The sequence below is a fragment of the Gordonia jinhuaensis genome (assembly GCF_014639795.1).
Classification (GTDB): Bacteria; Actinomycetota; Actinomycetes; order Mycobacteriales; family Mycobacteriaceae; genus Gordonia_B; species Gordonia_B jinhuaensis.
In genome coordinates this window covers 118,353-144,486 of record NZ_BMGC01000005.1, presented here as the reverse complement: position 1 = coordinate 144,486, position 26,134 = coordinate 118,353, and the positions used below count along the sequence as shown (strand labels likewise).

Sequence of the window (26,134 nt, the reverse complement as noted above, 5' to 3'; positions counted from 1 at the left end):
CGGGGTGCGACTGCCGGACGGGGCGCAGCCGTGGCGACGCTAGACTCAACACCCATGAGCGAGGACACCAGCACCGTCGGCACCGAGGAGACCACCGCCTCCGGCACAGAGAACACCACCGCCTCCGGCACCGGGGACACCGCCTCCGGCGGCAAGCATGCAGCACACGCCGCACCGCGTGGCGTGGTCAAGGCCATCGAGGGCTACGTCAGGCGCAACGGCGGTTCGGCGAAGGCCGTGCTGCAGCCGATCGGCGGTGCGGGCGTGCGCATCACCCTGGTGGCCGCCGAGGGCGGCATCCTGGGCGACGAGGTCGTCGACGATCTCGACACCGCCACGGCGGTCGTCGATGCGGTCGACGGAGTGGAGGTCGCCGAATGGGACCGCGACCTCACCTCGACGGCGACTCCGGCGCCCGGTCACTGGCGCAAGATGGCCGGCTGGGTCGCCAACACCTGAGCCCGGCAGGCCCCGCCGCGGTCATGCGGCGGCGGGCACCTGACGTCGTCGGCGCTGCACCACGATGCCCGCGGCGACGATGATCACAGCCGAGATCGCCGAGAACACGATCGCCTGGCGCTGGTCGGGGTCGAAGACCATCAGGAGCAGCACGGCGATGATGAAGGCCATCACCGCTCCGGTCAGGTAGGGGAACAACCACATCCGCACCGGCGGCCGTTGGCCCTCGTGGCGCAGCGTGCGGCCCAGGACCAGCTGACTGGCGGCGATGGTCAGGTAGACGAACAGCGCGATCGCACCGCTCGTCGCAAGCAGCCACGCAAAGATCTTGTCGGGCAGCACGTAGTTGCCGATCACCGCGAGAAAGCCGATGACCATCGACATCAGCACCGCGATCCACGGCACGCCCTTCGGCGACAGCCGTCGCACCACCTGCGGGGCGTCGCCGCGCGTTCCCAGCGAGAACATCATCCGCGAGGCGGTGTAGAGCGCCGAGTTCAGGCATGACGCGACAGCGGTGAGGATGACGATGTCCATGATCACCTTCGAGCCGGGGATCCCGATCGCCTCCAGCACCGACTGGTAGGACCCGTTGTCGAGCTTGTTGTAGGGCATCAGCGCCACGACCACGAAGATGGATCCGATGTAGAACAGCGAGATCCGCCAGATCACCGAGTTGACCGCACGGGTGATCCCGCGCTGCGGGTCGGGTGATTCGGCCGCGGCGATCGTGACGATCTCGGTACCCATGAACGAGAACATCGTGATCAGCATGCCCGCGATGACGGCGCCGAATCCGTTGGGCATGAACCCATCCGGCTGCCAGAGATGACTGATGCCGCTGACCTGCGAGTCGGGGAACCATCCCAGCATCGCGGCGACGCCCACGAGGATGAATGCGACGATCGCGACCACCTTGATCAGTGCGAACCAGAACTCGAACTCGCCGTAGTTGCCGACGCTGGCGAGGTTGGTCACCGTCAGCAACAGCGTCACCGCGAGCGCCCAGATCCACTGCGCACCACCCACCAGATCGGTGAGGATGGTCGCCGCGGCCGTGGCTTCGACCGGTATCACCAGCACCCAGAACCACCAGTACAGCCAGCCGACCGAGAACCCGGCCCAGTGACCCAGTGCGCGATCGGCGTAGACGGAGAACGAGCCGGTGTCGGGGTTGGCGGTGGCCATCTCGCCGAGCATCCGCATCACGAGGACCACCAGCGCCCCGGCCATTGCGTAGGGGATGAGGACCGCAGGCCCGGCCTTGGTGATCGCATTCGCCGAGCCGACGAACAACCCTGCGCCGATGACGCCGGCGATCGAGATCATCGTGATGTGACGCGGCTTCAGATTGGCTCCGAGTTCGGCCGGTTTCGCCTCGGTGGCGACGTTGCCCTCTGTAGTCGACATGCATTCCCCCTCATGCGGCGTGGCGTGACGGCGACGTCAGCCGGAGTCGGCTGTGCGCGCCCAGACGTCTCGGCCGGTCCGGACAACGCGACCAACCCAGACATCTTGACTACCAGACCGCGAGGCTCTCACTTCGCAGATCCGACGGAATGGGCGTGCCGTCGTGTGATGTGACGTCGCCCTGCCACCGCACGCGCCCGCACGTCGAGGTCTGCGGACTCCTCAGGCGAGGGTCTGTTCGCGCAGCGTCTGCTCGGCTGAGGGGGTGCCCTGCACATGCGGCGACTCCAGTCGCGGACGCAGCGACACCCACAGCGCTGCGGTCGCAGCCACACATGCGGTGGCGCCGAGCACATGCAGCACGACCAGCTGCGAGGGGACGTGCAGTGCGTATTGCGCAATCCCCACCGCCGCCTGGGCGATCACGATCACGATCACGACATAGAGTCGAGTGCGGATACGTGCGGAGGCGTGCACAGCCCACAGTGCGAAACCGAGGGCCACCAGCAGACTGAGGTAGGCGATGAGCAGGTCGGCGTGCAGGTGTACGAGCGTGACGATCTCCACCCGCAGCCGTGGCACCGGCTTGTCGACGTTCTGGTCACCGGCGTGGGGTCCGGCGCCGGTCACCATGGTCCCGGCGATCGCGGTCCCCGCCATCGCCAGCGCCGACAGAGCGGTCAGCCACCGCAGTGGGGCGGGGACCAGCGCGACATATGTGCCGTCGTCGGGTTCACGGACTTTCTCCAGGAGCATCACCGACAGCCACACCATGGCCAGCGACAACAGCATGTGGATCGACACCGTCCACCACACCAGCCCGGTCTTGACGGTGATCCCGCCGACCACGGCCTGCACCACAGTCGAGGCGGGCATCAGCCACGCATAGACCTTCACCTCGGTGCGCCGACCGGCCCTGGTCACCGCCAGGACGATCAGGATCGCGGTGACGACCACGAGCAGCGACAGCATGCGGTTGCCGAACTCCACCGCCTGATGGATTCCCGGCACCGCCTCGTGGGGGGTGGGGGTGAAGCTGCCCGGAAAACACTGCGGCCAGGTGGGGCATCCCAGACCCGAAGACGTCACGCGCACGATCGAACCGGTGACGCAGATCCCGGCCTGGCTGATGAGCACCAGCCAGGCGATGATCACCTGGACCCGCAGTGACGGCAGGGGGAGCACACCGACGAGTCGGTTGAAGCCGCGGGAGATCACGTGCACTTGCTTGTCCTCACTCGAAACTTTCGTCTGTGACCGCGGCACCGGGCCGCGCGGAGCCGGGTGGTGTCGGCGGTTCGCGTCCGCAGAGTCCCTGTTCGCGCCATCCCTGTTCGCGTCGTCCCTGTTCGTGTCATGTGAACCGGAACCACCGGACGGCCAGCGTGCCCGCCACCACCGCCCACACCACGAGGATGACGACGCCGAATACATCGAACGATCCGTCCGCAGCCTGGTGCAAGGCCTCGCTCAGAGCGCCTGACGGGGTGATTCTCGCGATCCAGTGCACTGCGGTCGGCACGTTATCGCGCACGATCACCAGGCTGCCGATCGCGATGAACAGGAACCACAGGATGTTGGCCAGCGCCAGCACGATCTCGGCCTTGAGGGTGCCGCCGAGCAGCAGTCCCAATGCCGAGAAGGTGACCGTTCCCAAGGCGATGATCACCGCGCCGAGGACCAATCCCGTCCAGGTCCAGTGCCATCCGAACGCCAGGCCGATCAGGCCGATGATGATGGCCTGCAGGATCACCACGATCGTCACCGCGGCCGATTTGCCCGCGATCACACCCCAGCGCGGCAGAGGGGTTGCGCCAAGCCGTTTCAACGCGCCGTAGCGGCGATCGAACCCCACCGCGATCGCCTGACCGGTGAACGCGGTGGACATCACCGCCACCGTCATGATCGCCGGCACGAAGACGTTGGCCCGCGGTTCGTCGAAGTGACCGATGGGCATCAGACACAACACCACCAACAAGGTGATGGGGATGAGCATGGTCAGCAGGATCTGTTCGCCGTTGCGCAGCAGCAGCGTCAGCTCCATCCGGGTCTGCGCGGCGAGCATCCGCGACACCGGTGCCGGTGCCGGATGCGGGGTGAACGTCCCCGGTTCGAAGCGGTTCGGCCCCGGGATCGAGGTGCCAGCGACGCCGGTGGCACCGGCGGTCCCGACACCGTCGGTGTCCTGGGCGGCGCGAGAGGCCCGGGTGGTGCGAGGGGCTCCAGGGGTGCGAGGGGATTGTCGGGGTGAGGTCACGGACGCAACTCCCGTCCGGTCAGGTCGAGGAACACGTCCTCGAGGCTGCGCGTCTCCACGCGCAGATCGGTGGCGAGCACATTGATTTTGGCGCACCACGCCGTCACCGTCGCGAGCACCTGCGGGGTCACGTCGCCGCGCACCACATACGAACCGGGAGCGGTCTCGGCGCAGACGTAGTCTTCGGGCAGCACCGCGGTGAGCAGTGTGAGGTCGAGGTGGCGGGGGGCGCGGAAGCGCAGTTCGTTCTCGGCGCCGCGATGGGTGAGTTCGGCCGGTGTGCCCCGGGCCACGCAGACACCGTGGTCGATGATCACCAGATTGTCGGCCAGTTCTTCGGCCTCGTCCATGAGATGGGTGGTCAACAGGATCGCCACACCGTCGCCGCGGAGCCGATCGATCAACTCCCACACCATGATCCGCGCATGCGCATCCATCCCCGCGGTGGGTTCGTCGAGGAACACCATCTCCGGCCGCCCGACCAGTGCGCACGCGAGCGACAGACGCTGCTGCTGCCCACCCGACAGACGCCGGTAGGGGACACGCTCGACATCGGTGAGGCCGAGGTTGTCCATCAACCAGCGCGGATCGATGGGGTCGGCCGAGTAGGCGGCGCACAGCCGCAGCATCTCGCCTGCGCGAGCACCCGGGTAGGCGCCGCCGCCCTGGAGCATGACGCCGATCCGTGCGCGCAGGGCATCGTTGTCGGTGGTGGGGTTCAGGCCAAGGACCTCGACGGTTCCGCTGTCGGGTTCGGTGAAGCCCTCACAGATCTCGACCGTTGTCGTCTTGCCTGCGCCGTTGGGGCCCAACAGCGCCAGGACCTCGCCTCGGTCGAGATCGAGGTCGAGTCCGCCCACCGCGACGGTGCCGTCGAAGGACTTCACCAGGTCGCGTACACGCAGCGCCGTCGAGGAATCCGCGCCGCCGGCGGTTCCGGCGGACGCCCGCGAGGAGGTCGACCGGGTCGTCACGACATCACCCGGCTGCGCACCGTTGCGATGAGCTCGCTGCCATGAATTCGCGCCACCCCGTCCTGCTCGTACTCTGTCCCGACCAGGATATGTGTGCCGGCGCCGCACACCGAATCCGGTCACCGGTGACGATAAGACATCGCCGGTGAGTGATCGTCACCGCACACCCTGCTCGGACCGCTGCGCGCGCCGACGCCGGAGGAGACGGGAGGGGTGTTCCTCGAAGAACAGTGCCATCAGGATCGCCACGGTGATCACCGAGGCGACCAGTGCCTCGGCGAGCTGGAACGGTCGGGTCCCCGCACCGGTGGGGAAGACCACCACCGCGATGATCGCCGACACCCACATCGCGCCGAGGCGGAACCAGCGACCGGTCGCCCAGGCGGCCAGCGGGATGATCGCCCACAGCAGATACCAGGGCTGCACGAACGGGAAGAACAGCACGAAGGTGGCCATCGCCAGTCCCAGACCGCCCAGCGGGTGGATACGTCCGGCCAGCACCGCCAGCAGCCAGCGCACGATGAACAACGCCGCGATCACCTGCCCGACGGGTCGGGCTACGTCGAGCATGGCCTGCGACTGGTCGCCGAGCCCCATCAGGATCCCGATGCGCCCGCTGGTCACCGCGAGCAGCGTCGGCATCGACATCCAGGAGCGGACCACCGATCCGGTGCTCAGGGTGTGCACCCAGCCGAAGCCCAGCCCGGAGGCGGCGGAGAAGAACACCAGCATCACCACGAACACCGACAGGAGCAGTCCCGCGGCGCCGGCGAGTGCGGCGACCGTGCGCCGCGAGCGGTGCCACCACTGCCGCAGCGGGGCGTTGCGCAGCGCCGGCAGCGTCGCACCCCAGCGCATCGCCAGGGCCACGCCCACGAACCCCAGTGCGAGAAGGGAGGCGATCTTCACCATCGCGGAGGCCGAGATGATCGCGGCGCCGGCCAGGAGGATCCAACCGGCCCTGGTGGGTGCGAGGCTGCCGGCACGCCGTAACCTGTCGGATCCGTAGATGGCCCGGAAGCACAGCTCGAGGCCGGCGAGCATCAGCCCGATCATCAGCGCCTCGTTGTGGATGCCGCCCACCAGATGCAGGATCAGCAGCGGGTTCATCGCCCCCAGCCAGAGCGCCGCGACGTCGGACACTCCGCACCGGGCGGCCAGTCGCGGGAGCGCCCACACGATCAGTGCCACTCCGACCAACGCCACACAGCGGTGCAGGAAGATCGCGGCGGTCATGTTCTCGCCGGTGATGGCGGTGATCCCCTTGCCGATCCACAGGAACAGCGGCCCGTAGGGCGAGGGGGTGTCTCGCCACAGCGTCGGCACCGAGCGGGTGAACACGTGGTCGACGCCGAGCCCCCGGATCGGGGTGACGGTGTAGGGGTCCAGGCCGCGGTAGGCGATCGCCGATTGCGCGAGGTAGGAGTAGACGTCCTTGCTCAGCAGCGGTGGTGCCAGCACGATCGGCGCTATCCACAGCACGAGGGTGCGGTCTGCCTGGCGACGGCTCATCCGGCGCCTCGGCCCGCGACGGCCGATCACGTCGGCGCCGTAGCGTCCCACCGCGTAGCGCCCGATCATGATCCAGGCGATGACCAGGATGATGCTGCCCGCGATCGAGATGGTCAGCGCGGTGGTCCACATGCGCGCAGGCAGCGAAAGCACCCGGACACCGGCGATCGGATTCTGCAGCACCGGCAGCGCCCCGGTTCCCAGCGACCCGACGAGGATGAAGATCGACCCCACACAGCCGAACAGCCGGATGCGATGCAGCCGGTGGTTCTCGGCGCGGGTGAGCGGTCCGGACTCGCCGTCGGAGCTGTGCAGCCGCGCGACAGCGGTGCCGTAGTCACCGGGCCGGTCGCTCGTCTGGTCGTCGGAGAGCAGACCGAGGTAGCGCCCCGCTCGGCGCAGCGCGGTGACCGGTCTGCTGGGCGCGGTCGTGGTCGTGTCGGCGGGAGAGGTTCCCGGAGTGGTGTCCGGGGCGGGATCGGCCGCACCCCGGCGTCCCTCGGCCCCGTGATCAGCCGCTTGGTCAACCCCGTCGGGATCCAGCGCATGCGACCGAGCGTCCGACGCGTCGACGTCGGCCGGCCCGGGAGCGTCGGAACGCGCCGGTCGCCTCAGCGTTGATCCGTCCGACACAGACGCCGACTCTAGAGGAGTGCCGCCGCGAAACGAATCGGCAGCGGCGTCGGCGAGCCGGTGCGATTGGTTCGCCGCCCCGGAGCGGGCTGCTGAGAGGGCTGGGGCGCGGGGTAGGGCGAGAGGTAGGGCACCCTTGCTGGAAATGCGGTTCGAATTACGACACACTTGTGTTGTGAAAACTACGCGAACCGATGTGGACACCCGGGACAGTTCGTTCCCGGGTGTCGGCTCATCAGGCTCGCCGCGGCCAGAATCCGGTCCCTCACCTGCGGTGACCGCATCGCATGAGGGCTATGTTCGGTCGGCAGATGGTCAGACCCGTGACGCCGTGCTCACGATGCTCCTCGAACACGGACCGGTCACCGCCGGCGAGATCGGCTCGGAGCTGGGCATCAGTGCCGCCGGCGTACGCCGTCATCTCGATGCGCTGATGGCATCCGGTGAGGTGAGCGCCTCGGCGACGTCGTCACGCTATGCACCTCGCACGCGCGGGCGCCCGGCCAAGCGCTATCAACTCACGGCGGCCGGTCGAGGCCGGTTCCGTCATGCCTACGACGATCTCGCCGGTGCGGTTATGCAGCGCCTGCGGGTGCTGGTCGGCGATCAGGCGATCACCGACTTCGCGCGCGACCGCATCGAGGGAATTGTCGCGCAGGTCGATGCCGTTGAACGCTGTGGCGACGCCGACGAGGTCGCCGCGACCGCCGACCAGATCGCCGACGCACTGACCGGCGCCGGATTCTCGGCCAGCACACGCCGAGTGGGGACCGGGGTGCAGATCTGCGCGCACCACTGCCCGGTCGCACACGTCGCCGGAGAGTTCCCGGAGCTGTGCGAGGCCGAGACGGTGGTCTTCACCGAACTGCTGGGCACTCCGGTCCAGCGTCTGGCCACGATCGCCAACGGGGACTGTGCCTGCACCACCCACGTGCCGCTGGTCACGGCCCACCGCGGACACAGCTCCGGCGAGGCCGCAGTAGCGGGCGAGCAACCACCCGACACCGCGACCACCGCACGATCGAGCACCGGCACGCCGCCGACCCGAAGATCTGCCGGCACACCGACCACTGGCGCACAGCCCGCGCCGCACACCCACGTCGACACGAAGGAGACCCGATGACGGTCATCGACCCCGGCCACACCGGAACCGACACCGCGACCGCGCCGCTGAGCCAGGAGGAGGCGATCGCATCCCTGGGCCACTACGGCTACGGATGGGCCGACTCCGACGTCGCGGGCGCATCCGCGCAGCGCGGACTGTCCGACGCGGTCGTCGCCGACATCTCGTCGAAGAAGAACGAACCCGAGTGGATGCTCGAGAACCGGCTCAAGGCGCTCAAGATCTTCGACCGCAAGCCGATGCCCACCTGGGGCGCCGGACTCGAGGGGATCGACTTCGACAACATCAAGTACTTCGTGCGCTCGACCGAGAAGCAGGCAGCGTCCTGGGACGATCTGCCTGAGGACATCAAGAACACCTACGACAAGCTGGGCATCCCCGAGGCGGAGAAGCAGCGTCTGGTCGCCGGTGTGGCCGCACAGTACGAGTCGGAGGTGGTCTACCACCAGATCCGTGAGGATCTCGAGGCCCAGGGTGTGATCTTCCTCGACACCGACACCGGTCTCAAGGAGCACCCCGAGCTGTTCAAGGAGTACTTCGGCTCGGTGATCCCCGCCGGTGACAACAAGTTCTCGGCACTCAACACCGCCGTCTGGTCGGGCGGCTCGTTCATCTACGTCCCGCCGGGTGTGCACGTCGACATCCCGCTGCAGGCCTACTTCCGGATCAACACCGAGAACATGGGGCAGTTCGAGCGGACGCTGATCATCGTCGACGAGGGTGCCTACGTGCACTACGTCGAGGGCTGCACGGCGCCGATCTACAAGACCGACTCGCTGCACTCGGCCGTGGTGGAGATCATCGTCAAGAAGGGTGGTCGGTGCCGGTACACCACCATCCAGAACTGGTCGAACAACGTCTACAACCTGGTGACCAAGCGCGCGAAGGCCGAGGCCGGCGCGACCATGGAGTGGATCGACGGCAATATCGGCTCCAAGGTCACCATGAAGTACCCGGCGGTGTGGATGACCGGTGAACACGCCAAGGGTGAGGTGCTGTCGGTGGCCTTCGCGGGCGAGGGTCAGCATCAGGACACCGGTTCGAAGATGGTGCACCTGGCGCCGCACACCTCGAGCAACATCGTCTCCAAGTCGGTGGCCCGCGGCGGTGGACGGGCGTCCTACCGGGGTCTGATCCAGGTGAACAAGGGTGCCCACGGCAGCCGCTCGACGGTCAAATGCGATGCGCTGCTCGTCGACACCATCTCACGCAGCGACACTTACCCCTACGTCGACATCCGTGAGGACGACGTGACGATGGGTCACGAGGCCACGGTCTCCAAGGTCAGCGACGATCAGCTGTTCTATCTGATGAGCCGCGGTCTCACCGAGGACGAGGCGATGGCGATGGTGGTGCGCGGCTTCGTCGAACCCATCGCCAAGGAACTCCCGATGGAGTACGCACTCGAGCTCAACCGCCTCATCGAACTGCAGATGGAAGGAGCCGTCGGCTGATGACGTCGACAGGGAACATCGGCACCGGGAACATCAACAGCGGGAAGACGACCGGGGACGGCGTGATCGACGCGGTCACCGGGGAGAACCCCGCCGCGCGGCCCACGGCCAACAAGGGTGAGGTCTTCACCTCCTTCGACGTCGAGGCGTTCGAGGTGCCCAGTTCACGCGAGGAGGTGTGGCGCTTCACGCCGTTGCGTCGCCTGCGGGGCCTGCACAACGGGACCGCCACGCCCACCGCAGAGGCGACCGTGTCGGTTCGCGGTGGCGACGAGAAGGTCACCGTCGAGACCGTCGGTCGCGACGACCGGCGTCTCGGCGACGCCGGCGTGCCTTTCGACCGCATCGCCGCACAGGCGTACACGTCGTTCACCTCGGCCACGGTGATCACCGTGGGCACCGAACACGAAGTGTCCGAACCGATCATCGTGACCGTCGACGGACCCGGTGTCGACGAGGTCGCCTACGCGCACACCCAGATCCGCCTGCAGGCATTCGCCAAGGCCGTGGTCGTCATCGACCAGAAGGGCAGCGGCACCGTCGCCGAGAACGTCGAGTTCGTCGTCGGCGACAGCGCCCACCTGACTGTCGTCAATGTCCACGACTGGGCTGACGACGCGGTACACGTTCCGGCACATCACATCTCACTGGGCCGCGACGCCGTGGTCCGCCACTTCGCGGTGAGCATCGGCGGAGATCTGGTGCGTCTGAGTCCCGTCGTGCACTTCACCGCCCCCGGCGGCGACGCCGAACTGTGGGGTCTGTACTTCGCCGACGCCGGTCAGCATCTCGAGCAGCGCCTGCTGATCGATCACAGCCAGCCCAACTGCCGCTCGAATGTGGTGTACAAGGGTGCGCTGCAGGGCGATCCGAGCAGTCGCGAGCGTGAGGCGCACACGGTGTGGATCGGCGATGTGCTGATCCGTCCGGAGGCCGAGGGCACCGACACGTTCGAACTCAACCGCAACCTGCTGCTCACCGACGGTGCACGGGCGGACTCGGTCCCCAATCTGGAGATCGAGACCGGCGAGATCATCGGTGCCGGACACGCCTCGGCGACCGGTCGGTTCGACGACGAGCAGCTGTTCTACCTGCAGGCCCGCGGCATCCCCGAAGAACAGGCCCGCCGACTGGTGGTGCGCGGCTTCTTCGGAGAGGTCATCGCCCGCATCTCGGTTCCCGAACTGCGCGAGCGACTCTCGGCAGCGATCGAGGCCGAACTCGAGAACGCCGGCGCCTGATCGCCGCCCCACAGCCCAACTGACGCACACGAGAAAGACGAAAACCGTTGTCCACATTGGAAATCCGCGATCTGCACGTCGACGTCGCCCAGACCGACCCCGATGCCGATCCCATCCACATCCTCAAAGGTGTCGACCTGACCGTGAAGTCGGGAGAGACCCACGCGCTGATGGGCCCCAACGGCTCGGGTAAGTCGACGCTGTCCTACGCGATCGCCGGTCATCCGAAATACGTGGTGACACAGGGCTCGATCACCCTCGACGGCGAGAACGTACTCGAGATGAGCGTCGATGAGCGCGCCCGCGCCGGACTGTTCCTCGCGATGCAGTATCCGGTGGAGGTGCCGGGTGTGTCGATGTCGAACTTCCTGCGCACCGCAGCCACCGCCGTGCGCGGTGAGGCACCGAAGTTGCGGCACTGGGTCAAGGAGACCAAGACCGCGATGACCGAACTCGACATCGATCCGGCCTTCGCCGAACGCAGCGTCAACGAGGGATTCTCCGGCGGTGAGAAGAAGCGTCACGAGATCCTGCAGCTCGGACTCCTCAAGCCCAAGTTCGCCATCCTCGACGAGACCGACTCGGGTCTCGACGTCGACGCCCTGCGCGTGGTCAGCGAGGGTGTCAACCGCTACAAGGAGCGCGAGAACGGGGGGATCCTGCTGATCACGCACTACACCCGGATCCTGCGTTACATCCACCCCGACTTCGTCCACGTGTTCGTGGCGGGCCGCGTGGTCGAGTCGGGTGGCCCCGAGCTCGCCGACGAGCTCGAGGAGAACGGCTACGAGCGCTTCACCAAGGCGACCGCACAGGCCTGAGCCGGCGGAAGTGCCGCTGGGACAGCCGCCACAGCCCGTGGCGGCCACGGCGGCGCTTCGCCGCGACGGCACGTCGACCGGCCCTGTCACTCCCGACAGGCCTTAGGAGATCACGGTGACAACCACACCAGACGAGTTGACGATCGACCCGGCCTCGGCTGAGGAGTCCATCCGAGCGACCGATGGTCCGGCGTACGACCTGGACGCGATGCGCGCCGATTTCCCGATCCTGTCGCGCACGGTGCGCGACGGGAAACCGCTGGTGTACCTCGACTCCGGGGCCACCTCGCAGCGGCCGACCCAAGTACTCGACGCCGAGCGGGACTTCCTCGTCCACAACAATGCGGCGGTCCACCGCGGTGCGCATCAGCTCGCGGAAGAGGCCACCGACGCCTACGAGGGTGCACGGGAGGACATCGCGGCCTTCGTCGGCGCCGACGTCGATGAGATCGTCTTCACCAAGAACGCGACCGAGTCGCTGAACCTGGTGACCTACACGCTCGGCGACGAGAGGTCGGCTGGATTGTTCGGCGGCAGGCCGCTGGGTCCCGCTGACACGATCGTGGTCACCGAACTCGAGCACCATGCGAATCTCGTTCCCTGGCAAGAACTGTGCCGCCGCACCGGCGCCACGCTGAAGTGGTACGGAATCACCGACGACGGTCGAATCGACCTCGATTCTCTGACACTCGACGACTCGGTGAAGGTGGTGGCCTTCGCCCACCAGTCCAATGTGACCGGTGCGATCGCCGACGTCGACGAGATGGTGCGCCGGGCCCGTGAGGTCGGCGCGCTCGTCGTACTCGATGCCTGCCAATCGGTTCCGCACATGCCGGTGGACTTCCATGCGCTCGACGTCGACTTTGCAGCCTTCTCCGGGCACAAGATGTTCGGTCCGTCCGGCGTGGGTGTGCTCTACGGGAAGGCCGACCTCCTCGACCAGCTGCCACCCTTCCTCACCGGCGGGTCGATGATCGAGACCGTCACCATGGAGGGATCGACCTACGCCGCACCCCCGCAGCGTTTCGAGGCCGGCGTCCCGATGACCTCACAGGCCGTCGGTCTGGGCGCGGCGGTGCGCTATCTGCGGGTTCTCGGTATGAGTGCGGTCGCCGACCACGAGCATGCTCTCGTCGCGCATGCACTCGAACGTCTCGGCGCCATCGACGGGGTCCGTGTGATCGGACCGACCACCACCGACAACCGCGGCGGAGCAGTGTCTTTCGTCGTCGATGGCATCCACGCCCACGACCTCGGCCAGATCCTCGACGACGAAGGCGTGGCGATCCGGGTGGGACATCACTGCGCCTGGCCGCTGCACCGTCACTTCGGGGTGGCCGCCACCGCGCGAGCCTCCTTCGCCGCGTACAACACCCTTGCCGAGGTCGACGCACTCGCCGACGCGATCGTGACGGCGCAGCGCTTCTTCGGGGTGGTCGCCGACCCGGCGCCCGAACGTCCCGAGGCAGCCGGCGAGCGGACCGACAGGGAAGGGAGCTGACCTGATGCGAATGGATCAGATGTACCAGGAAGTGATCCTCGATCACTACAAGCACCCCCACGGTCGCGGCCTGCGCGACCCGTTCGGCGCCGAGGTTCATCATGTGAACCCCACCTGTGGCGACGAGGTGACGCTGCGGGTGGCGCTGTCGGATGACGGGACGACCGTCGCGGACATCTCCTATGACGGGCAGGGCTGCTCGATCAGCCAGGCCTCCACGTCGGTGCTCTACGACCAGGTGGTGGGGATGGACGTCGCCGAGGCGCTCGCCACCCTGGATCGTTTCAACGCCATGATGACCTCGCGCGGCAAGGACGACGGCGACGAGGACATCCTCGGTGACGGCATCGCGTTCGCCGGGGTGAGCAAATATCCCGCGCGCGTGAAGTGCGCACTGCTGGGCTGGATGGCGTTCAAGGATGCGCTGGTCCAGACGGTCGATACACCGCCCGACAAGGCGACACCGGGCGAGACCGCCCGAGTCGCGACGCCCTCCTCGACCTCCACAGACGACTCCAGACAGGAAGTTGCACAGCCATGACCGACAACAGTGTTGCCGCGACCGAATCGGATACCTCCCTCTCCGATGCAGCTGTGGTATCCGATGCCGCCGGGAATCCGACAGACGGTGGTTCGGGCCCATCGACACCGGCTGCCGCATCAACAACGGTGGCCGCATCGACGACACCGGAACCGACCACCTCACTGCCCACGCTGTTCGACGTGGAAGAGGCGATGCGTGACGTGGTCGACCCCGAACTCGGGATCAACGTGGTGGATCTCGGCCTGGTCTACGGATTGGAGGTGACCGACGAGGCAGTCGCCAAGATCGACATGACCCTCACCTCCGCCGCATGCCCGCTCACCGACGTGATCGAAGATCAGGCGCGTGCCGCGCTCGTCAACGGTGGCCTGTGCACCGAGATCGAGATCAACTGGGTGTGGCTGCCGCCGTGGGGTCCGGAGAAGATCACCGACGACGGCCGCGAGCAGCTGCGCGCACTCGGTTTCACCGTCTGAGCCCAGACAGCAGTGACCGCGCGCAAACGCCGCCGCTGGTATCGGCCGACGGTCCCCGAGTCGCGGGTCGACCGGCTCATCCGCGAGGCCACCGAACGCGGCGACTTCGACAACCTCCCGGGGTCGGGTAAGCCGTTGGATCTCAGCGACAGTCACGATCCCGACTGGTGGGCGAAGAAGAAGATGCGTGAGGAGAATCTCGACGCATCGTCGCTGCTGCCCAGTCGTCTGCAGCTGCGCAAGGAGCGCGACGGCTATCCCGAGTCGGTGGCCGACATCGCCGACGAGGGCGCGGTCCGGCGCGTGTTCGAGGACTTCAACTCGCGGGTCAAACGTGACCGGCTCGGTGACGGCGGACTGGGTCCGATGTCGACAATCGTGGTGGGCACCATCGACGTCGACGAGATGCTCGCACGATGGCGAGAGATTCGGTCGCACCGCTGACGGCACGCTCGCAGGTGCCGATCGCCGGCGAATCCCTCGTACGGGCCGGTCGGACACTCTGAGCAAACCGGCAGCAAAGTATCAGCTGATCGGTACCCCATCTCTTCTGTTGTTCTCAGCTCGCGTCGGCACCGTGGGTTCATGCACGAACACCAGTCAGACGGTTGGCCGCACGCCGGCGACACCACCGCACCCCTTCCGTTTCAGCAGGATTCACCCGGTCGCCATCCGGATTCGCAGGGCCGTCAGCAGGATTCGCAGGATCAGGCCACCGTGGCGCAGGGCGTCACCCGACCCGACCCGGCGGCACAGCCGCGCGAGTACCGCGGGGATGAGTTTTCGCCGGTGGGCCCCTATGCCTGGGCTGCCCAGCCGACACAGCCGTTCGCACATCCCGGGCCGGGACAGTCGGGCTACGGGCCCGACCACGCATACGGCGCCCAGCCCCTCGGCGGCACGGGGGAGTTCAGCGGTCCGCACCCCGATCGGCCGACCACCCCGGCTCCGTCCCGACGCATCGTCGCCATGCCCATCGTGGTCACCGCGGTACTTGCGGGCCTGATCGGCGGCGGTGTCGGTATCGGCGGTGCCGCACTGCTGCACCAGGATTCGTCGTCACGTCCACCCGCACTCGTATCCGCGCCGGCGAATACCGCGACCAACGCCGCCGACCTGAAACCGGGGTCGATCACCTACGCCGCACAGGTGGCATCGAAATCGACCGTCGACATCAAGGTGACCGGCTCATCGGGTACCGCCGTCGGCAGCGGGATTGTGTTGTCGCCGGATGGCTACGTACTCACCAACAATCACGTGGTGTCCGGCGCCGACGGTGGCAAGATCACCGTCACGACCACCGACGGCAAGAGCTACTCCGGATCGGTCAAGGGCACCTCACCCTCCTACGACCTCGCCGTGGTCAAACTCGCCGGAGCGTCGGGGCTCACGCCGGCCACTCTGGGGCAATCGAGCGACCTCCAGGTCGGTCAGCAGGTGGTGGCGGTGGGCAGCCCGGAGAACCTGTCGAATACGGTGACCTCCGGCATCATCAGCGCGCTGTCGCGGACTGTCACCGCCGGTGGCGACAGCGGTGAGAGTGTGGCGGTGTACAACGGCCTGCAGACCGACACACCGATCAACCCGGGGAATTCCGGTGGGCCACTGGTGAATCTGGCCGGGCAGGTGGTCGGCGTGAACTCCGCGGTCGACACCGGGCAGAGTTCCCAGGGTGGCGTACAGGCCTTCGGCCTCGGATTCGCCATCCCGGTCGACACCGCCAAGCGCGTGGCCAATCAGCTGCTGGCGGATGGGCAGGCCACCAAACCCGTTCTCGGGGTGGCAGGTTCGCTCAACGACACTTCCGGTTCCACCGGGGCGACCGTGACGTCGGTGACCTCCGGCGGTCCGGCGGCCAAGGCCGGGATCAAGGCCGGTGAGGTGATCACCAAGATCGGTGACGCGCCGGTGAGCGACTACGCCGACCTGATGGCGCAGGTTCTCACGCATCTGCCCGGTGACACCGTGCCGGTGACGGTATCCGACGGCGGGTCGACACACACCGTCGAGGTCACCCTCGGCAGCACCGTCGACAAACAGCAGACCACCGTTGCCGGCGACGCACAGTCCGACCCGTTCGGCTCGGGTTCATCCGGTGGTGGTGGCTACGGTAACGGTGGCAGCAGTGATGGTGGCAGTGAGAGTGGGGGCGGGATCTTCGGTCAGGACCCGTTTGGCCTGGGCGGCAACTGATCTCACCGGTCGGCGAATTCGTCCGCCCAGGGTCGTGGTCGCGTCGACTCTCTGGCCAGGGTGAGTCGTGTGGTGGTGTCGGATGCGGCGAAGACACGCCCCATCGCCGCCGTCACACCCCGGACGTCGGTACGACCGGTGAGGTAGGCCCGTTGCGCGGCAACGGGAAGGGCCAGGAAGGTGTCGAAGAAGTCCACCGTCTCGGTGGGGTCGAGCGCAAGCAGCGCCGCGAGGCCGCGCAGCCGCAGCCGGTGTACTGCGCGCGCCGGCCGCGACCACAGCGACGCCATCGGCTCTCGTCCACCTGCCACCGCGCGGGCAACCGGGTCGGCCGCGGCCAACGAGGCACCGACGCTGTAGCCGGTGACGGGATTCTTCAGTCCGCCGGCGGCACCGAACTCCGGTACCAGAGTCCGCCACGGCCGGCGATGGCGGGGGAGCAGGGTGAAACTCACCGTCTCGGTGCGCCGCGGACGTTCGGCGAGCGCACCGATCCGCATGCGCAGCCGGTCACGCAGCTCGGCGACCGGCAGTGCGGGATCGCCGGCCAGACACGTCTCCTCGAGCAGGATCTCGGTGTCGTTCAGCGGGATCGCGTAGAGGAATGACGGCGACCCACCGCGGGCGTCGGGTCCCGACCAGTCCATCAGCACCGCGTCGCGGTCGGCGAGCACCGTATCGGCCGCGCTGCGGGCGACCACCACTCCGAATGCCGTCTGGCGGGGGCCGCCGTCGGGACCGCCCCGCGCGTCGAACACCGCATCGGCGACGAGCTCGCGACCGTCGTCGAGCACGACCCGTCCGCGATCGAGGCGTGCGGCCCTCGATGCGACGATCCGCACTTCCTCGAGCGTCAGCGCGTCCTGTAGCGCGCCGACATCGAGAACCCGGTAGGCCCTGGCGATCTCGTGGTCGGTCCGTGCTCGCGCAGACACCGATGGCAGCTCGACGGCGACGGCCGCCGGCGACAGCCACTCGGGGAACTCATCCGACCAGCCGGCATAGGTGGCCGCCCACCGCCGGTGCGGTGCGGGATCGACCAGCGTGGTCGACACGCCCGCCACGGCGAGCCGTTGTGCCAGCGCACGACCGGCCGGCCCCGCACCGACGACGACGGCGCGGAACTGCGGGTTGCCTGTCACGAGCTCACCACCTGTCTGCGATGACGGTATCGGCGCCATCGGTCCGCGCCAGGGGTGGTCGCTCGTCGCGACAGTGCCCCCAAGTCGCACTGTCGGCCTCCAGTCGCCCTGTCGGCCCCCAGACGCCTTGCAGCAGTAGCCCTCTTGTCAGGCGCCCTGCTGTCGCTGCCCCGTGGTCGGTGGCGCCGTACTCGGACTCGCTGTTGTCCGTGGCGCTGGCGAGTACGGCCTCAGAGTCCGCCGGTCGCCAGCAGGCCGCCGTCGACGCGCAACGTCTCACCGGTGATCCACGAGGCGTCGTCACTGACCAGGAAGGCCACCGCCGCCGCGATGTCCTCAGGTGTTCCGAGCCGGTGCATCGGGTACGCCTTGGCCGCGGCATCTTCACCCGCGGAGATGAGCGCTTGGGCGAAACGGGTCTTCACCACCGCCGGCGCCACCGCGTTGACGCGGATGGCCGGGCCCAGCTGCCAGGCGAGTTCCTCGGTGAGCCGGATGAGCGCTGCCTTGGAGGCGCCGTAGGCGGCGATCACGCCGGTGGAGCGCAGCCCGGCCACCGAGGCGATGTTCACCACCGCGCCACCGGTCTCCTTCATCCCGCCGTGGTAGACCTCCTGGAGGAATCCGAGCGAGCCCACGACATTGGTGTCGAAGATCTTGCCGACCGCACTGAGATCGGCATCCATCAGCGAGCCGTAGACCGGGTTGATGCCGGTGTTGTTGACGAGGATGTCCACCGAACCGTGCGCCGCCGCCGCGGCAGCGACGACGTCGTGGCGGTTGCTCGCATCGCCGGTGTTGGCCGGAACCGTAAGCACCTTGGCACCGTCGACGGCAGCAGTGATGGTCGACGCGGCCTCGTCGAGTGCCTCGGCCTTGCGGCCGGTGATGGTCACGGCCGCGCCACGACGGGCGAGTTCGGTGGCGATCGCCAGTCCGATGCCACGGCTCGCGCCGGTCACCAACGCCGACCGGTCGAGCAGGTTCTGTGAGGGGCCGGACGAGCTGGTCGCCGAGGGGGATGCTGCAGAGGGAGATGTTGTGTCGGTCACTGCTACAACCTAGCGCGGACACAGCACGCGTCATCGACGATCCCGTGACCGGTAGACTGGAACGTCGTGATCACAGCAACCGACCTCGAAGTGCGCGCAGGCGTTCGTACACTGCTGTCCGCACCCGGTCCGGCGCTGCGCATCCAGCCCGGCGACCGCATCGGATTGGTGGGACGCAACGGCGCCGGCAAAACCACGACCCTGCGGATCCTCGCCGGTGAGGGCGAACCCTACGCCGGCAGCGTCACCCGGACCGGCGATCTGGGCTACCTCCCGCAGGATCCCAAGGAGGGTGACCTCGAGGTCCTGGCCAAGGATCGTGTGCTCTCCGCGCGCGGGCTCGACACACTCCTGCGCGACATGGAGAAGCAGCAGGCGCTGATGGCCGAGGCCGCCGACGACAAGATCCGCGACAGAGCGGTCAACCGCTACGGACAGCTCGAGGAGCGGTTCTCCGCACTCGGTGGCTACGAGGCCGAGTCCGACGCCGCGCGGATCTGCCACAGCCTGGCGCTGCCCGACCGCGTGCTGGGCCAGCCGCTGAAGACCCTGTCGGGTGGCCAGCGCCGCCGCATCGAACTGGCCCGGATCCTGTTCGCCGCCTCCACCGGCGGTGGCAAGTCCAACACGACGCTGCTGCTCGACGAGCCCACCAACCACCTCGATGCCGACTCGATCGCCTGGTTGCGGAGCTTTCTGCAGAATCACGATGGCGGTCTGGTGGTGATCAGCCACGATGTGGATCTGCTCAACGACGTGGTCAACAAGGTGTGGTTCCTCGACGCGGTGCGCGGCGAGGCCGACGTCTACAACATGGGCTGGAAGAAGTACCTCGACGCCCGCGCCACCGACGAGCAGCGCCGTAAGCGTGAGCGCGCCAATGCCGAGAAGAAAGCCGGCGCACTGCGTGCCCAGGCCGCCAAACTCGGCGCGAAGGCCACCAAGGCCACCGCGGCCCAGAACATGCTCAAACGTGCCGAGCGCATGATCGACGATCTCGACGACGAGCTGGTGGCCGATCGCACCGCCCACATCCGCTTCCCCGAACCGGCAGCCTGCGGCAAGACCCCGCTGATGGCCAAGGGGCTCACCAAGACCTATGGCTCGCTGGAGATCTTCACCGGGGTCGACCTCGCGATCGACAAGGGCAGCCGTGTGGTGGTGCTCGGCCTCAACGGAGCGGGCAAGACCACCCTGCTCAAACTGCTCGGCGGGGTGGAGAAGCCCGATCTGGGCACGATCGAGCCGGGCTACGGGCTCAAGCTGGGCTACTTCGCGCAGGAACACGACACGATCGACGACATGGCCACGGTGTGGGAGAACATCCGTCACGCCGCACCCGACGCCGGCGGGCAGGATCTGCGCGGGCTGCTCGGTGCCTTCATGTTCACCGGTCCGCAGCTCGACCAGCCGGCGGGCACGCTGTCCGGCGGTGAGAAGACACGGCTGGCACTCGCCGGGCTGGTGTCCTCGGCGGCCAATGTCCTGCTCCTCGACGAGCCGACCAACAACCTCGACCCGATCTCGCGCGAGCAGGTCCTCGAGGCCCTGCGCTCCTACACCGGCGCGGTGGTGCTCGTGACCCACGACCCGGGGGCCGCTGCCGCGCTCAACCCCGAGCGCGTCATCTTGCTGCCCGACGGCACCGAGGATCACTGGTCCGATGAGTATCAGGAACTGATCGAACTCGCCTGAGCGCCTGCACCGGATCGATCGCCGGCGGGTGAGGTGATCGGTCTCGCATCCGGGCCATGAGGTGACGCACCTCCGAAAGCCGTCTGTACACCGCGCGTAACCCGCGCCGACGTGACATGTTGGGCACAAGGTCATGTGCCGTACACGTGACCGCCACGTCACATCCGGCCTCATGCAGGGAGCAGTGCGCACGTGCGACGACTTCTGAGATCTCTCGTCCCGTTGACCCTCGTTTCGCTGGCGGCGTCGCTGGTGATCGCGGGCTGCCCGACAGCGTCGGCTGCACCCACCGCGTCGGCCGACCCCGCCGCCGGAACCGTCGTGTCGGTGGCCCCGCTGCCCACGTCGGTGTGGTCGATACCCGGAGCCGATGCGAGCACGCAGAAGCGGATCATCTACCGGACACGTGGACCTCGGGGGACCTCAGGACTCTCGAGCGGGGCGATCTTCCTGCCCACCACGCCGCCACCGCCGGGCGGGTACCCCGTCCTGTCCTGGGCCCACGGCACCGTGGGAATCGGAAACCAGTGTGCACCAACACTTCACGGTCCGGTCTATCGTGACCGCGACAACAATTACCTGTCACACTGGCTCAGGCTGGGCTATGCCGTGGTGGCCAGCGACTACTACGGCTTGGGGACCTACGGGCTCGACGGCACCGGACACCACCCCTACGCCGACGCGCAGGTGCCCGGCTACAACGTCGTCGACATGGTGCGCGCCGCACATCGGCTGATGCCGTCGGTCATCTCGACCCGGTGGGCCGCCATCGGACAGTCGCAGGGCGGTCAGGCATCCGTCGCCGCGGCCCACGTCGCACAGACATATGCCCCCGAACTGAGATTCGTCGGCTCGGTGAGCACCGGGCTCACCGGCTACTTCGATCGCGCGGCGCCGCTGGTCCTGCAGGCCGCACCGCATGCGGCGCTCCCGGTCCCCATCGAGGACGCGACCGCCTACGTGGTCTTCACGATCGCCGGCTTGCAGGCCGCGCACCCCGAACTCGGGATCGAGAAGTATCTCACGCCGCTGGGCAAGAAGCTGGTCGCACGGGCCGACACTGCATGCGACGACGAGATGAACGCCCAGCTCGCGCATGTGCAGATCTCGAGTCTGTTCGCCCGGAGTCCCGCGAGTGACCCGCGCGTGGCCACGGCATTCGCCGCGATGCAACACATTCCGACCGCTGGGTTCAGCAAGCCGCTGTTCATCGGGGAGGGCTACCTCGACGACACGGCCATCTATCCGGTGACCGCATCGCTGGTGAACGACATGCGGCACTCCGGAGCCGACGTGCAGTTCAACGGGTACTGGACCGGCCACGACGGAACGATGGCGGCCTCGCTGCCCGACTCGACGCCATTCCTCGCCGCTCGCTTCGCGGCGGTCCGATGACCCGATCACCGATGCCGCGATTGCCGATGCCGCGTCTGCGACTGGCCGCGGCGATGCTCACCTTGGCACTGGCACTGGCACTGGCACTGGCACTGGCAGAGGCGGCACCCGCCGTCGCGGCACCCGGCGCGGGGTCCGCGCAGACCCAGAACGTCAGTTGGGCGCCGGGCGCGCACTGGTCGCAGACCTACATCCACGAATCCGACGGGACCACGCTGCATGCGGACATCCTGCGGCCGGCACACCTTGCGCCCACGGCCAAGACACCGGTGATCCTCAGCGTCAGCCCGTATTTCAACCATTCGGGCTCCGGTGGCGTCGCCGGTGCACTCGACGGGTTCACCTATGACCCGCTGCCGCCGGCCCACCCCAACGATCGGTTCGCCGATCTGGTCACCGGCGGCGACCTGATGCGCAAGGGCTACACATTCGTGATGGTCGACCTGCGCGGATTCGGCGGGAGTACCGGATGCCTGGACTACGACGGTCCGGGTGAACAGGCCGACGTGCGCACGGCGGTGGAGTGGGCGGCCTCTCAGCCGTGGTCCACCGGCGCGGTGGGGATGTACGGAAAATCCTACGACGCGGACACCGGGATCATGGGAACTGCGTTGGCCCCCAAGGGTTTACGTGCGGTGGTCGCGCAGGAGCCGATGTACGACGGTTACCGCTACCTCTATCAGAACGGCGTGCGATACCTGAACTCGCTGTACATGGGTATCTGGTACGACCAGATCGCGTCGGCGTCGGGTGTGCCCTTCGGTGACGACCCGCGATACATGCGCTCCTCGCTCTACGAGTTGTCCCATCCGGAGTGCCTGACTCGCAATGCGACAGCGCAGATGACGGACTCGGATCACTCGTCGCCGTACTGGCGGGTCCGTGATTTCACCCGGGCGGCACACGACTCCCCGGTCCCGCTGTTCCTCACCCAGGGTCTGATCGAGAACAACACCTGGCCCGACGGACTCTACGAGACCATCGCCGGACGCCGAGCGCCCACCCGGGCCTGGCTGGGAATGTGGGATCACGTGCGAGGCAACGAGACCGCCCGCAACGGCCGGCTCGCGATGGGACGCGCGGGATGGTTCGACGAGGTGATGCGCTGGTTCGACAAGTACCTCATCGGGGCGCCCCTCTCTGGGGCCAACGCGCCGAGCGATCCACCGGTCGTCGTCGAGGACAACTCCGGGGCATGGCACGCCCAACCCGCGTGGCCGGAGGCGACTTCGACATCCACGGTCGCGCTGCCAACCGGACGCTATCTCGACTCCGGGACGGCGATCGGGTCGTATGGCACACAGCAGTCGAAACTCACCGTGAGCAAGGGATCCGGACTCGACCGCAATCGGGGCCTGTGGCGGGTTAGTTCTCCGGTCGCTGCGGCAATGCGGATCTCCGGGGTTCCGCAGGTCACGGTCGACACATCGAGCACACGGCCGGGCGCCCACCTCGTCGTCGACCTCTACGACATCCCGGCCTCGGGGGAGGCGACCCGTATCACGCGTGCGGCGACGGTTCTTGCCGCCGGTGAGCACACGACACGCTTCGGCCTCCTGCCGACCGACTGGGTGCTGGAACCCGGACATCGCCTCGGGATCCGGGTGGTCAACGCGAATTCCGAGCTGTACCTGCCGTCGGGGAGCGACGCCACCGTGACCGTGCGTCAGGGGAGCCTGTCGCTGCCGCTGGATGCCCACACCTGGCCGTCCACGCAGGGGAACCGTTCGGTGTTCCTCGACGACTACCTCGCGGTGGGTGGTCGGTATCAGCTGCCGGCGGGGCTCATGCGCGACTGCTCACCGGCGTCCGCGTCGCGGATCTCGGGGTAACGCGCCAGACCCTTGACCCCGACGATCACGGCCATACCGGCGGGCCAGCCGACGAACAGCGCGGCGAGGATCGCGACCCGTTCGAGGTAGCCGATCACCCGTCCCCCGCGTAGAGCCGGCTGCCGCCTGGTCTGCCCGGTCTCCTCGGCGGACTCGTCTGCGCAGGTGTCGCGTCGTTGCCCGCCGTTCCAGGGATCGACACCGCCGGCCAGCAGCGCCGACCGCACCACCGCGCTGCCCCCGGTGATCGCCGCAATCACGATGAGTACCCGGCACACCACGCCCCAGGCGCCGGTCACCGGGTCGGCCTCGGCCGCGAGGAGTGCGACGATGCCGAGCAGGATGAGCGTGAGACCGGCGACCGCCACCGTGGGCGGCGCCAGGCGGGTGCGGGTCAACGGATAGCACGCGAGCGGCAGCACACCGACGATCACCAGCAATGCGACGATCAGTGCGGTCACAGGTCGTTCCCCCTCGGCAGTCGGCATGCATTCGACATGACCGGGTCGTTCTACCACCCGCCACCGACGCTGCCCGGCCACCGGCGCCACAAGGCCACCGGCGGGCGCGGGTCCTCACTTCCGGTCGGGGTCGGTGGCGGTCAGTGCGGCGGTGTCTGCGTCGGCGAGCAGGGCGATGAGCAGCTCGCGAGCACGAACACCGAGTTCCCACCTGGCCGCGCGCAGACGCTGAGAGATTGCCTGTGGGCTGATCGACAGTGCCTGCGCGGCCGTCGACTGACTCGCGGCTCCACTCATCGCCCGCACCGCCTCGGCGCCCGCGTCGCTGCGGTTGACGATGATGTCACCGAGGAGCTGTCCGGCGATGTCGGCACGTTCGGCGAGCGTCGCCGACTCGTCGAATCCGGTGATCGCCACCGGCACGGCACGCTTCTTGGCGATGTCGACGGCCTCGCGCGCGACCTCGAAGGCGCGCCCCCGTCCGGCGCGGGTCGGATGGGGTAGGGGCATGTCGACCGGTCCGACGCCGACGCCGACGCTCCAGCGGCCGTCGGTGAGCAGACGGATGATCACCTCGGCCACGGTCGCTGGATCATCGAGCACCGCCTGGATCTCATCTCCTGCGGTACGGTCGAACGGCCGGACGGTGTGCACATCACTCAGCGCGGTGAGCGCGTCGGGTACGCGGTCACGATCGGTGCGACTTCGCCGCTGATCGATCGTCATCACGTACACCGGGCATCGCCCCATTTCTCGTCAGGCCGCCTCCGTGATCGGCTGCACGATCATGGTACGAGACTTGATTTCCTCAGATCAAGCATTGTGACTTGATTGTGAGAAATCAAGCTATAATGCTTGTTCAACTGCTTGCGTGGGAGTCGACCTCGTCAGGGTCATGCCCGGGTGGCCCAGGCGATGATGTTGTCCCGATACCCCAGAGGTGGACCGATGAACGGGCCACCGCAGGTCACGAGCGCCAGCGTCTCGACTCCGTCCTGGCGGTTGAGCTCTGCGACGGGGAGGCCACCGGAACCCTCACCCGATGCCTTGTCGGTCTCGTCGACACGGGTGATCCGGTAGTCGACGGGACCGCCGCCCGCGGTCGTCACGGTCACACGCTCGCCGGGGCGCATTCCGGCGAATCGCGCGGCGAAACCTGTGCCCTGTGTGCTGTCATCGATATGGCCGGTGATGACCACGGTGCCGCGCCCGGACCCCGGCAGGGCAGAGTCCACCCACCAACCCAACCTGGCGACGCTGGTTGGTGGGATGAGGGCACCGCCGGCGTCGGTGGCGACCGGGTCGACATGCGCTCGACCTCCGCGCGCCGTCAGCTCGACGGGCGCGGCGGCCTCGGTGGCCACTGCATGGATGGGCGCAGGCAGCGCATGGACCGATGCCGACGGCGCTCTCGCCGGCGGCGACTCGGATGCCGCACAGCCGGCGAGCAGGACAGCGGCGACGATCGCGACGACCGCGAGTACCAGTCGCGCGAACCTCACCGGTACACCGGTCCCGAGGGGATCGATGCGATGGGCACCCGCCCGGCGGGATCACGGACCACCGAGCCACTCCCGGCATTCTCCTCGGTGGCGCCGGATTCGACCGACCCGTCCGGCGAAGCGGTCTCGGACGTATCCGGCGCTGTGGTCGATTCCTCTGGTGGCGTGGTGGATTCGCCCGGCGTGGTGGGATCCGACGAGTCCGCGGGAGTCGACTCCGGTGGGGTCTGTTCCGACGGAGGTGTCTGGTCTGTCGTCGGCGCGCTGGTCGTCGTGGCGGCCGGCTGCGCAGGCGTCGACGCATCGTCGGCCACCGCTGACGGGACGGCGAGACCGGCCGAGACAGCCAGCGTCGCAGCGAATGTGAGCGCCAGACGTATCGGAGTGCGCGAGCCTCGCGAGGTGGCGCGGGCGTGGCGTCGATCGTGGTGATCAGAAATGTCGATGGGGCACATGG

The 26,134-nt window shown here is 67.9% G+C and carries 24 protein-coding genes; 14 read left to right on the top strand and 10 right to left on the bottom strand.

What is annotated here, in order from left to right:
• The first annotated feature begins 54 nt into the window (after positions 1 to 54).
• Complete coding sequence (locus tag IEW22_RS05605) at positions 55 to 459, top strand: hypothetical protein (protein WP_229742203.1); 405 nt, start codon at positions 55 to 57, stop codon at positions 457 to 459.
• Between the two features lie 21 nt (positions 460 to 480).
• On the opposite strand, the gene IEW22_RS05600 is transcribed toward IEW22_RS05605, so the two are convergent.
• From IEW22_RS05600 to mptB, 5 genes are all read right to left on the bottom strand, one after another.
• A complete protein-coding gene (locus IEW22_RS05600) occupies positions 481 to 1,869 on the bottom strand; it encodes an amino acid permease (protein WP_188585609.1) in 1,389 nt (462 codons plus the stop codon).
• A 222-nt stretch (positions 1,870 to 2,091) separates the two neighbouring features.
• Positions 2,092 to 3,087, bottom strand: a complete 996-nt coding sequence (locus tag IEW22_RS05595; protein WP_229742215.1) for a COX15/CtaA family protein — start codon at positions 3,085 to 3,087, stop codon at positions 2,092 to 2,094.
• A 136-nt stretch (positions 3,088 to 3,223) separates the two neighbouring features.
• Entirely contained in the window at positions 3,224 to 4,003 is a 780-nt protein-coding gene (locus IEW22_RS05590) for an ABC transporter permease (protein ID WP_229742214.1), read from the bottom strand.
• A gap of 119 nt (positions 4,004 to 4,122) precedes the next feature.
• A complete protein-coding gene (locus IEW22_RS05585) occupies positions 4,123 to 5,100 on the bottom strand; it encodes an ABC transporter ATP-binding protein (protein ID WP_188585607.1) in 978 nt (325 codons plus the stop codon).
• 156 nt (positions 5,101 to 5,256) lie between these two features.
• Complete coding sequence (gene mptB, locus IEW22_RS05580) at positions 5,257 to 7,014, bottom strand: polyprenol phosphomannose-dependent alpha 1,6 mannosyltransferase MptB (RefSeq protein ID WP_188585673.1); 1,758 nt, start codon at positions 7,012 to 7,014, stop codon at positions 5,257 to 5,259.
• Between the two features lie 505 nt (positions 7,015 to 7,519).
• Between mptB and IEW22_RS05575 the strand changes: the two genes are divergently transcribed.
• The 9 genes from IEW22_RS05575 (at position 7,520) to IEW22_RS05535 (ending at position 16,598) form a co-directional block, all read left to right on the top strand.
• Positions 7,520 to 8,368 (top strand): helix-turn-helix transcriptional regulator, encoded by an 849-nt coding sequence (locus tag IEW22_RS05575; protein ID WP_373284132.1) that lies wholly within the window; start codon positions 7,520 to 7,522, stop codon positions 8,366 to 8,368.
• On the top strand, positions 8,365 to 9,822 hold the full coding sequence (sufB, locus tag IEW22_RS05570; protein ID WP_188585605.1) for a Fe-S cluster assembly protein SufB: 1,458 nt from the start codon (positions 8,365 to 8,367) through the stop codon (positions 9,820 to 9,822). Before IEW22_RS05575 ends, sufB begins: the two co-directional genes overlap by 4 nt.
• A complete protein-coding gene (gene sufD / locus IEW22_RS05565) occupies positions 9,822 to 11,063 on the top strand; it encodes a Fe-S cluster assembly protein SufD (RefSeq protein ID WP_188585604.1) in 1,242 nt (413 codons plus the stop codon). The genes sufB and sufD overlap by 1 nt, the downstream gene beginning before the upstream one ends.
• A 47-nt stretch (positions 11,064 to 11,110) precedes the next feature.
• A complete protein-coding gene (sufC, locus tag IEW22_RS05560; RefSeq protein ID WP_188585603.1) occupies positions 11,111 to 11,884 on the top strand; it encodes a Fe-S cluster assembly ATPase SufC in 774 nt (257 codons plus the stop codon).
• Between the two features lie 208 nt (positions 11,885 to 12,092).
• Positions 12,093 to 13,385 (top strand): cysteine desulfurase, encoded by a 1,293-nt coding sequence (locus IEW22_RS05555; RefSeq protein ID WP_188585672.1) that lies wholly within the window; start codon positions 12,093 to 12,095, stop codon positions 13,383 to 13,385.
• 4 nt (positions 13,386 to 13,389) lie between these two features.
• A complete protein-coding gene (gene sufU / locus IEW22_RS05550; RefSeq protein ID WP_188585602.1) occupies positions 13,390 to 13,926 on the top strand; it encodes a Fe-S cluster assembly sulfur transfer protein SufU in 537 nt (178 codons plus the stop codon).
• A complete protein-coding gene (locus IEW22_RS05545; RefSeq protein WP_188585601.1) occupies positions 13,923 to 14,405 on the top strand; it encodes a metal-sulfur cluster assembly factor in 483 nt (160 codons plus the stop codon). Before sufU ends, IEW22_RS05545 begins: the two co-directional genes overlap by 4 nt.
• A 12-nt stretch (positions 14,406 to 14,417) precedes the next feature.
• Positions 14,418 to 14,849 (top strand): DnaJ family domain-containing protein, encoded by a 432-nt coding sequence (locus tag IEW22_RS05540; RefSeq protein WP_188585600.1) that lies wholly within the window; start codon positions 14,418 to 14,420, stop codon positions 14,847 to 14,849.
• 141 nt (positions 14,850 to 14,990) lie between these two features.
• Complete coding sequence (locus tag IEW22_RS05535; protein ID WP_188585599.1) at positions 14,991 to 16,598, top strand: S1C family serine protease; 1,608 nt, start codon at positions 14,991 to 14,993, stop codon at positions 16,596 to 16,598.
• Between the two features lie 2 nt (positions 16,599 to 16,600).
• Here IEW22_RS05535 and IEW22_RS05530 read toward each other — a convergent pair whose 3' ends face one another.
• Both IEW22_RS05530 and IEW22_RS05525 read right to left on the bottom strand, forming a co-directional pair.
• The gene (locus tag IEW22_RS05530; RefSeq protein ID WP_229742202.1) at positions 16,601 to 17,740 is read right to left on the bottom strand and encodes a lycopene cyclase family protein; all 1,140 of its coding nucleotides are present in this window, start codon (positions 17,738 to 17,740) and stop codon (positions 16,601 to 16,603) included.
• A gap of 230 nt (positions 17,741 to 17,970) precedes the next feature.
• Entirely contained in the window at positions 17,971 to 18,792 is an 822-nt protein-coding gene (locus IEW22_RS05525) for an SDR family oxidoreductase (protein WP_188585597.1), read from the bottom strand.
• 66 nt (positions 18,793 to 18,858) lie between these two features.
• Between IEW22_RS05525 and IEW22_RS05520 the strand changes: the two genes are divergently transcribed.
• From IEW22_RS05520 to IEW22_RS05510, 3 genes are all read left to right on the top strand, one after another.
• Entirely contained in the window at positions 18,859 to 20,487 is a 1,629-nt protein-coding gene (locus IEW22_RS05520; protein ID WP_188585596.1) for an ABC-F family ATP-binding cassette domain-containing protein, read from the top strand.
• Positions 20,488 to 20,679: 192 nt separating this feature from the next.
• A complete protein-coding gene (locus IEW22_RS05515; protein WP_188585595.1) occupies positions 20,680 to 21,882 on the top strand; it encodes a lipase family protein in 1,203 nt (400 codons plus the stop codon).
• On the top strand, positions 21,879 to 23,714 hold the full coding sequence (locus tag IEW22_RS05510; protein ID WP_188585594.1) for a CocE/NonD family hydrolase: 1,836 nt from the start codon (positions 21,879 to 21,881) through the stop codon (positions 23,712 to 23,714). Before IEW22_RS05515 ends, IEW22_RS05510 begins: the two co-directional genes overlap by 4 nt.
• On the opposite strand, the gene IEW22_RS05505 is transcribed toward IEW22_RS05510, so the two are convergent.
• The 3 genes from IEW22_RS05505 to IEW22_RS05495 form a co-directional block, all read right to left on the bottom strand.
• Positions 23,651 to 24,175, bottom strand: coding sequence for a hypothetical protein (locus tag IEW22_RS05505; RefSeq protein ID WP_188585593.1), 525 nt, complete (start codon positions 24,173 to 24,175; stop codon positions 23,651 to 23,653). The two genes, IEW22_RS05510 and IEW22_RS05505, sit on opposite strands and share 64 nt — an antisense overlap.
• A 114-nt stretch (positions 24,176 to 24,289) precedes the next feature.
• Positions 24,290 to 24,901, bottom strand: a complete 612-nt coding sequence (locus tag IEW22_RS05500; RefSeq protein WP_308421362.1) for a hypothetical protein — start codon at positions 24,899 to 24,901, stop codon at positions 24,290 to 24,292.
• Between the two features lie 167 nt (positions 24,902 to 25,068).
• Positions 25,069 to 25,677 carry a class F sortase gene (locus IEW22_RS05495; RefSeq protein WP_188585591.1) on the bottom strand — a complete coding sequence of 203 codons (609 nt, stop codon included), beginning with the start codon at positions 25,675 to 25,677 and terminating at the stop codon, positions 25,069 to 25,071.
• Positions 25,678 to 25,707: 30 nt separating this feature from the next.
• On the opposite strand from IEW22_RS05495, the gene IEW22_RS05490 reads away from it, so the two are divergent.
• Positions 25,708 to 26,109 (top strand): hypothetical protein, encoded by a 402-nt coding sequence (locus IEW22_RS05490; protein ID WP_188585590.1) that lies wholly within the window; start codon positions 25,708 to 25,710, stop codon positions 26,107 to 26,109.
• Positions 26,110 to 26,134 lie beyond the last annotated feature (25 nt).

Coding starts and splice junctions, on each gene's coding strand:
- IEW22_RS05600 (WP_188585609.1), bottom strand. CDS start 1,869: ATGTCGACTACAGAGGGCAACGTCGCCACCGAGGCGAAACCGGCCGAA.
- IEW22_RS05555 (WP_188585672.1), top strand. CDS start 12,093: ATGCGCGCCGATTTCCCGATCCTGTCGCGCACGGTGCGCGACGGGAAA.
- IEW22_RS05510 (WP_188585594.1), top strand. CDS start 21,879: ATGACCCGATCACCGATGCCGCGATTGCCGATGCCGCGTCTGCGACTG.
- IEW22_RS05545 (WP_188585601.1), top strand. CDS start 13,923: ATGACCGACAACAGTGTTGCCGCGACCGAATCGGATACCTCCCTCTCC.
- IEW22_RS05535 (WP_188585599.1), top strand. CDS start 14,991: ATGCACGAACACCAGTCAGACGGTTGGCCGCACGCCGGCGACACCACC.
- IEW22_RS05500 (WP_308421362.1), bottom strand. CDS start 24,901: ATGACGATCGATCAGCGGCGAAGTCGCACCGATCGTGACCGCGTACCC.
- sufU (WP_188585602.1), top strand. CDS start 13,390: ATGCGAATGGATCAGATGTACCAGGAAGTGATCCTCGATCACTACAAG.
- sufB (WP_188585605.1), top strand. CDS start 8,365: ATGACGGTCATCGACCCCGGCCACACCGGAACCGACACCGCGACCGCG.
- sufD (WP_188585604.1), top strand. CDS start 9,822: ATGACGTCGACAGGGAACATCGGCACCGGGAACATCAACAGCGGGAAG.
- IEW22_RS05605 (WP_229742203.1), top strand. CDS start 55: ATGAGCGAGGACACCAGCACCGTCGGCACCGAGGAGACCACCGCCTCC.
- IEW22_RS05490 (WP_188585590.1), top strand. CDS start 25,708: ATGGGCACCCGCCCGGCGGGATCACGGACCACCGAGCCACTCCCGGCA.